The organism is Pseudomonas sp. DL (assembly GCF_047199225.1).
Classification (GTDB): domain Bacteria; phylum Pseudomonadota; class Gammaproteobacteria; order Pseudomonadales; family Pseudomonadaceae; genus Pseudomonas; species Pseudomonas aeruginosa.
Window position 1 is genome coordinate 875,343 of the sequence record NZ_CP178323.1, and the last position, 13,014, is coordinate 888,356.

A 13,014-nucleotide genomic window follows, 5' to 3' on the forward strand; every position below is an offset into this window, starting at 1 on the left:
CAACGCCGACCTGGCCCCTCTCCCGCAGCGGGAGCGGGGCGCACCCCTCAGCCGTAGACCGAGGAACTGGCGGACGGCGCCGGCGCGCCGCCCTTGAAGCGCCCCGCCAGCTCGCGCAGCGAACGCATCAGCAGGCTGGTGTCCACGCCCACCGCGACGAACGCGCAGCCCAGCTCCAGGTAGCGCCGCGCCAGTGTCTCGTCGGCGGAGAGGATGCCGGCGGCCTTGCCGGCCGTGCGGATGCGGTGGATGGCGTCCTCTATGGCCGCCTGCACCTCGGGATGGCCTGGATTGCCGCGATGGCCCATGGCTGCGCTGAGGTCGGCCGGACCGATGAACACGCCGTCGACGCCCTCGACGGCGGCGATCGCGTCGAGGTTGGCCAGGCCCTCCAGGTTTTCCACCTGGACCAGCAGGCACATCTGCTCGTCGGCGTGGTTCAGGTACTCCGCCACGCTGTTCCAGCGCGAGGCCCGGGCCAGCGCACTGCCGACCCCGCGTACGCCCGCCGGCGGATAGCGCACGGCGCGCACCAGCCCTTCGGCCTGGGCGGCGCTGTCGACCATCGGTACCAGCAGGGTCTGCGCGCCGATGTCGAGCAATTGCTTGATCAGCGCAGTGTCGCCCTGCACCGGGCGGATCACCGGCTGGCCGGGGTAGGGCGCCAGCGCCTGCAACTGGCCGAGCAGGCTGCGCAGGTCGTTGGGCGCGTGCTCGCCGTCCAGCAGCAGCCAGTCGAAGCCGGCGTTGGCGGCCAGCTCCGCGCAGTAGGGATCGGCCAGGCCGAGCCACAGGCCGATCTGCGCCTCGCCGCTGCGCAGGCGTTGCTTGAAGCGATTGACGGGCAGGTCCATGGAAATGCCTCCTCAGACGAAACGGCAGGAGATGCTGCCGAGCAGGTCGTAGTCGACGTGGAAGGTGTCCCCCGGCGCGGCCGCCACCGGGCGGGTGAAGGAGCCGCCGAGGATCACCTGGCCGGCCTCCAGGCAGACGCCGTAGGGCGCCAGCTTGTTGGCCAGCCAGGCGACGCCCTTGGCCGGGTGGTTGAGCACCGCGGCGGAGACGCCAGACTCCTCGATCACGCCATTGCGGTAGAGGATCGCCGGTACCCGCCGCAGGTCGATATCGCCTGGCCGTACGGCCCGGCCGCCCATCACCACGCCGGCGTTGGCGGCGTTGTCGGAGATGGTGTCGAAGACCTTGCGCGTGACTTTCGTTTGCGGGTCGACCTGCTGGATGCGCGCATCGATGATCTCCAGCGCCGGGATCACCCACTCGGTGGCCTCGAGCACGTCGAACAGGGTGCAGCCCGGTCCCTTCAGCGGCTTGCCGAGGATGAACGCCAGCTCCACCTCGACCCGCGGCACGATGAAGCGCTGGAAGGGGATGTCGCTGCCCTCCTCGAAGAACATGTCGTCGAGCAAGGCGCCGTAGTCCGGCTCGCTGATGTTCGACGAGACCTGCATGGCGCGCGAGGTCAGGCCGATCTTGTGGCCCTTGAGCACGCGCCCGTCGGCGATCTTGCGCTCGACCCAGGCGCGCTGGATGGCGTAGGCGTCCTCGATGGCGATGTCCGGGTAGTCGAGGGAGAACTGCCTTACCTGCTGGCGCGAGCGTTCGGCGGCGTCGAGGCGGTTGGCGGCTTCCTGGATCAGACGGGGATCGAGCATGGTCGGGGTCTCTCGGTTCAGCGTGGGTTGACCACGGCGGCGGGGGTCCGCAGGACCAGGCCGGCGCCGAGGGCGATGAGGATGGCCAGCAGGTACAGGGCCAGGCTGGCGCTCTGGGTGGTGTCGCGCATCCAGCCGATCAGGTAGGGCGCGAGGAAGGCGGCGATGCTGCCGAAGGAACTGATCAGGGCGATTCCGGCGGCCAGGGTGGCGCTGGAAAGGAAGGCCGGCGGCAGTTGCCAGAACATCGGCAGGGCGGCGCTGGCGCCCATCCCGGCGATCACCAGGCCGCCCATCACCAGCCAGGCGCTGGTCGGTGCCAGGGCCGCCAGGCTGAGCCCGGCGGCGGCCATCAGCAACGGAATGCCCAGGTGCCAGCGGCGCTCGCGCAGGCGGTCGGAGGAACGGCCGATGAAGATCATGAAGGCGCAGCCGGCGAGATAGGGCACCGCGCTGAGCATGCCGATGCGGCTGTCCTGGGCGATGCCGGCGCCATGGATCAGGCTCGGCATCCAGAACGCGATGGTGTTCACCGCCAGCATCACCGCGAAATAGATCGCCACCAGCAGCCACACCTGCGGATTGCTGAAGATGCCGGAGAAGGAGGTGATGGTCTTGCGCTGCTCCTCGCCGGCCAGTTCCTCGCGCAGCAGGTGCTTCTGTTCGTCGCTGAGCCACGTCACCCGTTCGAAGCTTTCCGGCAGCGAGCACCAGACCACCACGCCGAGCAACACAACCGGCAGGCCTTCGATCAGGAACATCCACTGCCAGCCGCGCAGTCCGAGGGCGTCATGGAAGCCTTCTAGGATCCAGCCCGAAAGCGGTCCGCCGATCACCCCGGCCATGGGCACGGCGATGGCGAACAGAGCGGTGATCTGCCCGCGTCGGCGCGCCGGGAACCAACGGTTCAGGTAGACCAGGATACCGGGGAAGAAGCCGGCCTCGGCGACCCCCAGGAGAAAGCGCAGCAGGTAGAAGCCGCGCGCGGTCTCCACCAGCAGCATGGCGGTGGAGAGACAGCCCCAGACCAGCATCAGGCAGGCGATCCAGCGGCGCGGGCCGATCCGTTCCAGCATCAGGTTGCTGGGCAGGCCGAACAGCGCATAGGCGATGAAGAACAGCCCGGCGCCGAGACCGTAGACGGTGTCGCTGAAGTGCAGGTCGGCGCTCATCTGCAACTTGGCGAAACCGATGTTGATGCGGTCCAGATGGGCGAAGACGTAGCACACCAGCAGCAGCGGCATCAGCCGCCAGGTGACGCGGTCGTGGGTGCTGTCGCTGAGAGGCAGGGTGGTGCTGTTCAGGGTGCTGGCTGTGCTCATGATCTTGTACTTTTTGTGAGCGCCCGGACGTCCCGGCGACCTGACGGTGGCCGGGAGGCGAGCTGGGTGAGTGCAGCGTTATGGCGGGCTGGTCAGTCCGCCGGGTTGTTCAGGAATTCATGCACGTTGTTGCGCTTGTAGTTCAGCTCCGCGTCCAGTTCGGTGAGTTCGAAGGACAGCGCCAGCAGGCGTCGCGCCTGGAGCTCGGCGAAGTGCGCGGTGATCACCTCGAAAAGTGCCTCGGCGACTTGCCGGCGAGTCTCCAGGTCGCGACCGGCGCCGACTTTCAGGGTCATGTGGACGAAGGCGTAGTCGTGCCTGCCGTCGGCCATGCGCCAGGTGTCCAGGCGCACGCCGCGGCTGCGGATGCCGCCGAGCGGGAAAACGCCGCTGGCGCCGAGGCAGGCGTGGACCTTCTTGAACAGGCCGGGCAGGTCGGCTTCGGCTTCGATGTTGTCGGTGTATTCGGCGATGAAGTGCGGCATGGTGGTGTCCTCAGAGGCGGCTGGCGCAACTGGCGCCGGCCGGGTTGCCGGCCTGGGCGGCGGGGATCGCCGAGCCGTCCTGGGCGGTGACCGGGAATACCGCGTTGATCTGCCCGGTGCCGGAGGAGCCGAAGTAGGGCGTCACGACCTCCGCCTTGCCGTCGTAGGCCGACCAGCCGAGGGCGCCGAGGAGCATCGCGGTGTCGTGCATGAAGCCTTCGCCATGGCCCTTGGAGGCGTACTCGGGGAGCATCCCGCAGAACTCGGCCCAGCGGCCCTCCTGCCACATCTGCACGACTTCATGATCGAGAACCTCGAGGAACGGGCTCCAGATGCGGTCGGAGAAGTCCGGCGCCTGGCCGTTCTGGGCGAAGCGGTGGGACAGCGAGCCGCTGGCGAGGAACGCCACCGTGCCGTCGTAGTGCTCTTCCACCGCCTTGCGCATGGCCCAGCCCAGGCGCGCGCTGTCGTTCAGGTAATGCACGGTGCACAGGGCGGAGACCGAGACCACCTTGAAGTGGCGGTCCTGGTTCATGTAGCGCATCGGTACCAGGGTGCCGTACTCCGGGCCGAGGGTGGTGGCGTCGTGGGCCAGGGTCTCCACGCCGAGCGCGTTGCAGCCCTCGGCGAGGATGCGGCCCAGCTCCGGGTTGCCGGGGAAGCCGTACTCCATGTTGGCGATGAAGTGCGGCAACTCGTTGCTGGTGTAGAGCCCCTCGAAGTGCGGCGCGCAGTTGATGTGGTAGCCGGCGTTGACCAGCCAGTGGGTGTCGAACACCACGATGGTGTCGACCCCCAGTTCGCGGCAGCGCCGGCCGATCTCGCGGTGCCCGTCGATCGCCGGCTGGCGGCAGCCGTGGCGCGGGCCGGGCAGCTCGGACAGGTACAGCGAGGGTACGTGGGTGATCTTGGCAGCCAGAGCGACTTTGCCCATGACGATTCTCCTGGTGGCCCGTTGGGCCTGGCAGCGGGCGCGGCCGTTGGCGGCTGGCCCGGATTCTTCTGATTGTGTCTGCACGCCGGCGCTGCTGGCGGCCTCGGGCGGCCGCTCTGCACGAGCGCGCCCTACACGCCCCAGCGGGGGATGTGATGGCTGCCCATGGATATACACACGTTCTTGATCTCGGCGAATACCTCGAAGCTGTATTCCCCGCCTTCGCGTCCGGTGCCCGAGGCCTTCACCCCGCCGAACGGCTGGCGCAGGTCGCGCACGTTCTGGCTGTTGATGAAGACCATCCCGGCCTCGATGCCGCGTGCCAGGCGATGGGCCTTGCCGATGTCCTGGGTCCAGATGTAGGAGGCCAGGCCGTATTCCACGTCGTTGGCCAGGCGCAGCGCCTCGGCTTCGTCCTTGAACGGGATCAGGCAGACCACCGGGCCGAAGATCTCCTCCTGGGCGATGCGCATGCGGTTGTCCACGTCGGCGAACACCGTGGGCTGGATGAACTGCCCCTTGCTCAGGTGCGCCGGCAGGCCGGCCGGACGCTCCAGGCCGCCGGCCACCAGGGTGGCGCCTTCCTCGAGGCCGATGCGGATGTAGCCGGTGACCTTGTCGTAGTGGGCCTGGGTGATCATCGAGCCGACCTGGGTCTTCGGGTCCTGCGGATCGCCGACGATCAGGCGCCTGGCGCGCGCGGCGAACTCGGCGACGAACTGCGGGTAGACGCTTTCCTGGACGAAGATGCGACTGCCGGCGGTGCAGCGCTCGCCGTTCAGCGAGAAGATGGTGAACAGCGCGGCGTCCAGCGCCCGCTCGAGGTCGGCGTCTTCGAAGACCAGCACCGGCGACTTGCCGCCCAGTTCCATCGAGTATTTCTTGATCCCGGCCGCCTCCATGATCCGTCGCCCGGTGGCGGTGCCGCCGGTGAAGGACACCGCGCGCACGTCGCGGTGGCGAACCAGCGCGTCGCCGGCGCTGGCGCCGTAGCCCTGGACCACGTTGAACACCCCCGGCGGAATGCCCGCCTCGTGCACCAGGCGGCCCAGCTCGTTGGCGGTCAGCGGCGACAGCTCGGACATCTTCAGCACCGCCGTGTTGCCCAGCGCCAGGCACGGCGCGGTCTTCCAGGTGGCGGTCATGAACGGTACGTTCCACGGCGAGACCAGGCCACAGACGCCCACCGGCTGGTACAGGGTGTAGTTGAGCATCTGGTCGTCGACCGGATAGCTGTGCCCGTTCATCCGCGTGCAGACTTCGGCGAAGAACTCGAAGTTGTGCGAGGCGCGCGGGATCAGCACGTTCTTCGTCTGGTGGATCGGCAGGCCGGTGTCGAGGGTCTCAAGTTCCGCCAGGTGCGGCACGTTCCGGTCGATCAGCTCGCCGAGCCGGCGCATCAGGCGCGCGCGCTCCTTGGCCGGGGTATTGGCCCATTTCGGGAAGGCTTCCCGGGCCGCCGCCACCGCCGCGTCGATTTCCGCCGCGCCGCCGCTGGCGACCTCGCCGATCAGCTCGCCGGTGGCCGGGTTGTAGTTCTCGAAGACGTCCTTGCTTTCGACCTCGCGGCCATTGATCCAGTGTTTGATCATTCTGCGTGCTCCTGTGCGCGGGCGCGGAAGAATTCGGCCTCGCTGACGATTCGGTTGACCAGGCGACCGACGCCTTCCACCTCCACCACCACTTCGTCGCCGGGGACCACGTCGGACAGGCCTTCCGGGGTGCCGGTGGCGATCATGTCGCCCGGCTGCAGGGTCATGAAGCTGGAGAAGTATTCGATCAGGTAGGGGATGTCGAAGATCATGTCCGCGGTGCTGCCTTCCTGGCGCAGCTCGCCGTTGACCCAGGTGCGCAGGGTCAGCCGGTTCGGCTCGGGAACCTCGGCCGCGTCGACGATCCACGGCCCCACCGGGGTGGTGGCGTCGCGGTTCTTCACCCGCAGGTTGGGCCGGTAGTAGTTCTCCAGGTAGTCGCGGATCGCGTAGTCGTTGCACACCGTGTAGCCGGCCAGGTAGCCGAGGGCGTCCTCGCGGCGGACGTTGCGCGCCGGCTTGCCGATCACCGCTACCAGTTCGCACTCGTAGTGCATGTAGTCGACGTTGTCCGGACGCCAGCTGACCTGGCGGTGGCCGGTGTAGGTGCCCGGCGACTTGATGAACGCCAGCGGTTCGCTGGGCGCCTTGAACGACAGTTCGGCGGCATGGTCGGCGTAGTTCAGGCCGAGGGCGAACATGCTCCCGGTGGCCGGCGGCAGCCACTCCACCCGGTCCTCGGCGAGCAGGGTGCCGTCGGCCAGGCGGACGGCGTTGGCGTCTTCCACGGTGACCTGGTGAACCCGGCCCTGGTAGCGGATGCGTGCGTGTTTCATGGTCGGTTCCTCATTCCGCGACGATGCTGTTGGCGAGGCGGCCGAGGCCGTCGATCTCGACCTCGACGCGGTCGCCGGGATGCACGTCGACGCGCCCTTCGGGGGTGCCGGTGATCAGCACGTCGCCGGCGTGCAGGGTCATGAACTCGCTGATCTCGGCGATCAGCCGCGGGATGTCGCGCACCAGGTTGGCGGTGTTGTTGCGTTGGCGCAGTTCGCCGTTGACGTACAGCTTCAGCTCCAGCGCATGGGGATCGGCGATCTCCTGCGTCGGCACCAGTTGCGGACCGAACGGGCAGAAGCCGTCGCGGCACTTGGCTTTCACCGCCGGGCGGTAGTAGCTGTCTTCCGGCAGGCTGAACTCGTTGACGATCACGTAGCCGGCGACATGCGCCATGGCCTCTTCCTCCTTCACCCGGCTGGCGTCGCGAGCGATCACCACGCCCAGCGCCGGGCCCGGTTGCAGGCGCTCGACGCCGCGCGGGAAGAGCACCGGGGCGTCGTGCTCGTTGCGGGTATTCGGTGTCTTGATGAACAACACCGGCTTCACTGGCGGCTTCTGGTAGGGCGGCTGCTGGAACTCCGGCAGGCGGCTGTCGAGCAGGCCCTTGTAGTTCAGCGCGACGCCGAACAGGGTGCCGGCGGCGACGTCATTCAGTGCGCGGCTCATTGTGGTGGTGTCTCCTGGCGCGATAAGCGAACGGCGAGGGGGCCGTCCTGGCGAAAACTCGTTAATGTGTTAACGTTATATTTAACATGTTAATGATCGTCAACCCCGGTTGCTGCGCCATTCGTCCCGGGGAGGTGGCAAGAGGCGCCGTCTGCGGTATACGGATGCCCGCGACGGCTTGCGTGCGCAGCCGGGAAGAACAACAAAGAGAAGATCGCCATGCCAGAGCGCCAGCCGATCCCCAACATCAACATCGGGCAGGTCTACGACCAGCGCTATGCCGACGCCGAGGTGCACTACGATGCGCTGGGCAACCTGGCCGGATTCTTCGGTCGCAACATGCCGGCGCACCGGCACGACCGCTTCTTCCAGGTGCACTACGTGAAGAACGGCGCGGTGCGGGTCTATCTCGACGAGCGCCAGTACCTGGAGTCGGGGCCGATGTTCTTCCTCACCCCGCCGACCGTGCCGCACGCCTTCGTCACCGAGGCGGACGCCGATGGCCATGTGCTGACCGTGCGCCAGCAACTGGTGTGGAGCCTCACCGAGGCCGAGCCGGGCCTGGCGCCCGGCCCGCAGGTGGCGCCGGCCTGCGTGGCGCTGGGCAACCTGGAGGGCGGCGCGGCCGAGGAGGCGGCGCGCCTGGCGCTGCTCTTCGAGCAGTTGCGCAGCGAGTCGATGGCCAGCCGTCCCGGCCGCCAGCAGATGCTGCTGGCGCTGACCCGCCTGGTCATGATCAGCCTGCTGCGTCTCTCGGCCAATTCGGTGGCTGCGCGGCCGATGCGCCACGAAGACCTGCAGATATTCCAGCGCTTCAACGCGCTGATCGAGGAGCGCTATGCCGAGCACTGGCCGCTGTCGCTCTACGCCAGCCGGATCGGCGTCACCGAGGCGCGCCTCAACGACGTCTGCCGGCGCATCGCCGACCTGCCGTCGAAGCGCCTGGTGTACGAACGGCTTATGCAGGAGTCCAAGCGCCTGCTGCTGTTCACCGGCGGCTCGGTGAACGAGATCTGCTACCAGCTCGGCTTCAAGGACCCGGCCTACTTCAGTCGTTTCTTCGTGCGTTACGCGGGGCTCACCCCCAGCGCTTACCGCCAGCGACAGGCCGACGGGGAGTCCCGTCGCTGAGCGGGTGGGCGGGTATACTCGCGCTCCCACTCGAACAGGAAGCGTTTCTCCATGCATGATGCAGCCACCTCCATGCCGCCGCAGGCTCCCGCTACCTGGGCCGACTACCTTGCCGGCTACCGCTGGCGAGGGCAGGGCGAAGGATGTTCCGCGGCCACTGTCCACCGCCTGGAGGCTGCGCGGCGGCCGACCCTGTTCGTCAAGCAGGAAGTGCTGTCCGCACATGCCGAGCTGCCCGCCGAAATCGCCCGCCTGCGCTGGCTGCACGGTGCCGGCATCGATTGCCCGCAGGTGCTGAACGAAACCCAGAGCGACGGCCGGCAATGGCTGCTGATGAGCGCCGTGCCGGGGGACACGCTGTCCGCGCTGGCGCAGCGCGGCGAGCTGGAGCCCGAGCGCCTGGTGCGCCTGGTGGCCGCCGCCCTGCGCCGGCTGCACGATCTCGATCCGGCCGCCTGTCCCTTCGACCATCGCCTGGAACGGCGCCTGGACACCGTGCGCCAGCGGGTCGAGGCCGGGCTGGTGGACGAGGCGGACTTCGACGACGACCATCGCGGTCGCAGCGCCACGGAGCTGTACCGCCTGCTGCTCGACCGGCGTCCGGCGGTCGAAGACCTGGTGGTCGCCCATGGCGACGCCTGCCTGCCAAATCTGCTGGCGGAGGGGCGGCGCTTCAGCGGCTTCATCGATTGCGGCCGGCTCGGCGTCGCCGACCGGCACCAGGACCTGGCCTTGGCCGCGCGGGACATCGAGGCCGAACTCGGCGCGGCCTGGGCCGAGGCCTTCCTCGTCGAATACGGCGGCGATATCGACGGCGAACGGCTGGCGTACTTCAGGCTACTGGACGAGTTCTTCTAGAGTAGGGCCGGTTCGGATCCGGTGCGGATTCGGCCTGCCGTTGCACGAAAACGAGGTACAACGGCATCGGCCACTATCGCCAACGCCACCGCGCGCCCTCGCTCGTTCCGCGGAGTCGCCGGTTCAGTTCAGCCGGTACTGCGCCAGTTCCTTCGCCGAAAGCACGCGCATCCGTTTGGGATCGGTGCTTTGCATGGCCTGTACCAAGGTGCTGGGGATATCCATTTCGCGGAAGTAGGCGGCGGAGTCGTAGCGCATGCCGTTGGCCGAGCGCGAGTGCAGCGAGTCGCCGTGGGCGTAGTAGGGACGGTGCAGGCCGACGTAGCCGCGTACGGTCTTGCGCTTGCCGGCCGCCAGCAGGTAGACGCAGGTGCCCTGGCAGACGCTGCTCGACGGCACCAGCGCGTCGAAGCCGGATTCGCGCAGCAGGCGGCCCATGCGGATCGCCTCCGGCACGCTGCCGCCGATGCTGTTCAGCAGGAGCAGCTTGCGCGAGTAGGTTCCCGGATTGTTGCGCAAACCCTTGAGCAGCGTCTCGTAGTCGCCCGGCGCGATCTCCTCCGAGACGCGGACCGTCAGCACCCGCCCCATGCTCTTGTGTTGCAGCGAATGCACTTCGACCCTGGCCAGTGCGGGAGCCGCGCAGAACACGGCGAGGCAGGCGAGGACGGTCCGGAGGCGGAGGCGGGGCATGGAACGGGGCGATCCTGTCAGACGGCGATGGCTGCCGAAGATACCTGCAAGCGTTGCATTGTGCACGGTCCTCGTCGTCAGGACGAGGAGCCGGTCTCCGCCTGGCGCACCGGCAGGCGCAGGCAGAAGGTGATGACGTCGTCGCGGCAGTCCACGTCGATACGCCCCTGGTGGGCCTGGGCGATGGCCTGGGAGATGTACAGGCCGATACCGAGGCCGTTGCGGTTGCGCTGGTTGTCCGCCGACTCGCGCTTGAACGGTTCGAACAGGTTGGCCAGCTGCGCTTCGGAGAGGCCGCTGGTTTCGTTGAGCACGCTCAGGCACACCTCGCCGCCCTGGCGGGTCAGGGTGACCAGCACCGGCCGGCCGGGCAGGCCGTGATGACGGGCGTTGCTCAGCAGGTTGGCAGCGACCTGGGCGTAGCGGTCCGGGTCGACCACGGCACGAACCTGCGGGTCGATGGCGATCTCGATCACCAGGCCGGGATAGGCGACGTCGGTTTCGCAGACGATCTGCTGCACCAGTTGCGAGACGTCGGTGTCGACCGGGTTCACGGTGAGGCCGATGCCCGATTGCAGGCGGCTCATGTCGAGGATCTGGCTGACCAGCCGTTCCATGCGGCTGCTGGACGCGGAAATGTGTTGGCGCAGTTCGGTGGTGCGGGTGTCGCTGGAGGACAGCAGGGCCGCCGCCATGGAGATCGACTGCAACGGGTTGCGCAGGTCGTGGCCGAGCACCGCGATCAGGCGCTGGCGCATGCGGTCGACCTCGGCCGCATGGTTGAGGCACAGTTCCATCAGGTCCAGGCGCAGCTTTTCGGCGATCGCCAGGTCGGTTTCGCTCCAGGGCGTGGAGTGGCCGCGGACCACTTCCTCCCAGGCCTCGAACGAGCCGCGCGGGGTCAGCCGCGGGCCGGAGGGGCCGATGGTCAACAGCTTTTCCGGCTTGCCGCCCCAGCGGATGCGGTGCACTTCCTCGTGGCGGAACCAGAAGATCCAGCCCGATTCCTGGCGGTGGAAACGGATCGCCAGCACACCGCAGCAGTCGCCGCCGTCTGGAGAGTCCTCGCTGGGCTGCGGCCAGTTGTCGGTGTGGTAGATGTCCCGTTCCGGGTCGCGCTGCAGGCGTTGCAGGACATTCCCGGCCTGGCGCTCGAAGTCGCCGCGGATGCTCAGGGTGCGGCCGCCGAGCATGACCAGGGCGCCGTCGCAGGGAATCAGTGCGGCGATGCCATCGTCCGGGTGGGCCAGTGCGCCGAACAGGTCGTCGGCGTCCCGCGCGCGGCGAGCCAGGGCCAGCCTGCGCTCGGTGGACACGCGCAGCAGTTCGGCGATACGCCCCTGCTCCAGGCGCTCGACGATGGCGCTGCAGACCTGGGAGAAGATCTGGAACGACATGCGCACCGGGTAGGGAATCAGTTTGGGCGACATGTGATGGCAGGAGAACAGTCCCCAGAGCTTGCCGCCGACCACGATGGAGATGCTCATCGAGGCGCGCACGCCCATGTTGGTCAGGTATTCGCAGTGGATCGGCGAAACGCTGCGTAGCACGCTGTAGCTGAGATCGAACGATTCGTTGGTCTCCGGGTTCAGCGCGGGAAACACGCGCATCGGCGTATAGGCCACGTCGGCGATCAGCCTGATCGGGTTCTGGATGTACAGGCGACGCGCCTGGGCCGGGATGTCCGAGGCCGGGTAGCGTTGCCCCAGGTAGCTTTCGAGGTCTTCGCGACGGCTCTCGGCGACCACCTCGCCGGAGTCGTCATGACGGAAACGGTAGGCCATCACCCGGTCGTAGCCGGTCATCCGGCGCAGTTCGTCGGTGACGTTGCTGAGCAGGCTGGCGGTGTCGTTGTGCAACTGGACCTGGGCGATGATGCGCTGGGCGTTGAGGGTGAAGGAGGTGATCGACAGCGTGTCCGCGGTGCGGATCTCGAACTCCAGGTAGAACACTTCCTTGTAGCTGTGGCCGATCACGTCGAACAGGTGTTCGCCGATCCGCGTCTCGACGCTGTTCGACCATGGGCCGTTGCCGGTCAGTCCCTCTTCGAGCATGCGCAGGACCTCCGGCCCCACCTGCTCCTGCGTCAGGTAGGAACCCGGCGAGGCGACGAAACCCAGTAGCGCCTGGATGTTCTCGCTTGCCGCGAGGACCATGCCGTCCGCGCGCAGGGCGATCAGCGCCCCGTGCGGCTGGATCGCGCCAGGCACGTGGATGGGTTCGTCCTCGCAGTTCGCCAGGGTAACCGGGGTGATGCTCGTCATCTATCGTCCAGCCTGGTCTCCAGGCAGTCAGGCTTCGTCGAGAACCCATCGACGAAACGAAAGGAATGTAGCCTGTGCCGCATCCTGCGCAAGGCCGATGGCTTCGGGGCTGTCGATCTGCCGGGCGAGCTGTTCGAGAAACTCCTGCCAGCGCACCCCGGTTGCCTGGCCGTAGCCCCGCAACCACTGTAGCGGCAGACCGGGCAGGCGTGGAGCTAGTCGTTTGTAGAGATACGCGCCGCCCAGCGTCGCGCCTTCCATCACGTAGGCCACCCCGAAGACCTCCGCGGCCCGTGTCGCATTCGGCAGGTCGGCGCAGCGCGGTAGCGCCTCCACCTGCGCGCGGCTCATGCCGCCGGCCAGCAGGTCGCTTTCCAGCCAGGTGCTCTTGACCAGCCGCGCGTCGGCCCGCAGCGCCGCCGGCCAGCCGCTGCGGTTGTCGCGCAGCGCGCGCTCCAGAGGCTCCAGCCAGCCAAGGATGCGTCCGGCATGGTCGAGGTAGGCGCGGTCGTCGAGATCGTCGTCGCCCAACGGCGAACGGCGGTCCAGTTCTGCGTGCAGGTCACGGGTGGCGTCGCGGAGTGCGGCGAGGGCTGGCGATGGAGATGGGGACATGAGG

General features: G+C 68.0%; 13 protein-coding genes. 2 read left to right on the top strand and 11 right to left on the bottom strand.

Annotation, left to right across the window (positions count from 1 at the left end; translation table 11 throughout):
• Positions 1 to 47: 47 nt before the first annotated feature.
• From hpaI to ACI766_RS04125, 8 genes are all read right to left on the bottom strand, one after another.
• A complete protein-coding gene (gene hpaI / locus ACI766_RS04090; RefSeq protein WP_003113007.1) occupies positions 48 to 854 on the bottom strand; it encodes a 4-hydroxy-2-oxoheptanedioate aldolase in 807 nt (268 codons plus the stop codon).
• Positions 855 to 866: 12 nt separating this feature from the next.
• Positions 867 to 1,670, bottom strand: coding sequence for a 2-oxo-hept-4-ene-1,7-dioate hydratase (gene hpaH, locus ACI766_RS04095; protein ID WP_003101261.1), 804 nt, complete (start codon positions 1,668 to 1,670; stop codon positions 867 to 869).
• 17 nt (positions 1,671 to 1,687) lie between these two features.
• Complete coding sequence (locus tag ACI766_RS04100) at positions 1,688 to 2,992, bottom strand: MFS transporter (protein WP_003101263.1); 1,305 nt, start codon at positions 2,990 to 2,992, stop codon at positions 1,688 to 1,690.
• 92 nt (positions 2,993 to 3,084) lie between these two features.
• Positions 3,085 to 3,477 (bottom strand): 5-carboxymethyl-2-hydroxymuconate Delta-isomerase, encoded by a 393-nt coding sequence (locus ACI766_RS04105; protein WP_034007680.1) that lies wholly within the window; start codon positions 3,475 to 3,477, stop codon positions 3,085 to 3,087.
• 10 nt (positions 3,478 to 3,487) lie between these two features.
• The gene (gene hpaD, locus ACI766_RS04110) at positions 3,488 to 4,411 is read right to left on the bottom strand and encodes a 3,4-dihydroxyphenylacetate 2,3-dioxygenase (protein WP_003093449.1); all 924 of its coding nucleotides are present in this window, start codon (positions 4,409 to 4,411) and stop codon (positions 3,488 to 3,490) included.
• 131 nt (positions 4,412 to 4,542) lie between these two features.
• Positions 4,543 to 6,003 carry a 5-carboxymethyl-2-hydroxymuconate semialdehyde dehydrogenase gene (gene hpaE / locus ACI766_RS04115; protein ID WP_003110130.1) on the bottom strand — a complete coding sequence of 487 codons (1,461 nt, stop codon included), beginning with the start codon at positions 6,001 to 6,003 and terminating at the stop codon, positions 4,543 to 4,545.
• Positions 6,000 to 6,779 carry a fumarylacetoacetate hydrolase family protein gene (locus ACI766_RS04120; protein WP_003110132.1) on the bottom strand — a complete coding sequence of 260 codons (780 nt, stop codon included), beginning with the start codon at positions 6,777 to 6,779 and terminating at the stop codon, positions 6,000 to 6,002. Before ACI766_RS04120 ends, hpaE begins: the two co-directional genes overlap by 4 nt.
• A 10-nt stretch (positions 6,780 to 6,789) precedes the next feature.
• Positions 6,790 to 7,449 (bottom strand): fumarylacetoacetate hydrolase family protein, encoded by a 660-nt coding sequence (locus tag ACI766_RS04125; protein WP_003110133.1) that lies wholly within the window; start codon positions 7,447 to 7,449, stop codon positions 6,790 to 6,792.
• 219 nt (positions 7,450 to 7,668) lie between these two features.
• Here ACI766_RS04125 and hpaA point away from each other — a divergent pair, with 219 nt between their 5' ends.
• Together hpaA and ACI766_RS04135 are read left to right on the top strand one after the other, a co-directional pair.
• Positions 7,669 to 8,580 carry a 4-hydroxyphenylacetate catabolism regulatory protein HpaA gene (hpaA, locus tag ACI766_RS04130; protein ID WP_003118196.1) on the top strand — a complete coding sequence of 304 codons (912 nt, stop codon included), beginning with the start codon at positions 7,669 to 7,671 and terminating at the stop codon, positions 8,578 to 8,580.
• Between the two features lie 51 nt (positions 8,581 to 8,631).
• Positions 8,632 to 9,438, top strand: coding sequence for an APH(3')-II family aminoglycoside O-phosphotransferase (locus tag ACI766_RS04135; protein ID WP_003121928.1), 807 nt, complete (start codon positions 8,632 to 8,634; stop codon positions 9,436 to 9,438).
• Between the two features lie 123 nt (positions 9,439 to 9,561).
• On the opposite strand, the gene ACI766_RS04140 is transcribed toward ACI766_RS04135, so the two are convergent.
• From ACI766_RS04140 to ACI766_RS04150, 3 genes are all read right to left on the bottom strand, one after another.
• The gene (locus ACI766_RS04140) at positions 9,562 to 10,131 is read right to left on the bottom strand and encodes a hypothetical protein (RefSeq protein ID WP_003101275.1); all 570 of its coding nucleotides are present in this window, start codon (positions 10,129 to 10,131) and stop codon (positions 9,562 to 9,564) included.
• 77 nt (positions 10,132 to 10,208) lie between these two features.
• On the bottom strand, positions 10,209 to 12,395 hold the full coding sequence (gene bphP, locus ACI766_RS04145; RefSeq protein ID WP_087823767.1) for a bacteriophytochrome BphP: 2,187 nt from the start codon (positions 12,393 to 12,395) through the stop codon (positions 10,209 to 10,211).
• Positions 12,396 to 12,422: 27 nt separating this feature from the next.
• Complete coding sequence (locus ACI766_RS04150) at positions 12,423 to 13,010, bottom strand: biliverdin-producing heme oxygenase (protein ID WP_023090338.1); 588 nt, start codon at positions 13,008 to 13,010, stop codon at positions 12,423 to 12,425.
• Positions 13,011 to 13,014 lie beyond the last annotated feature (4 nt).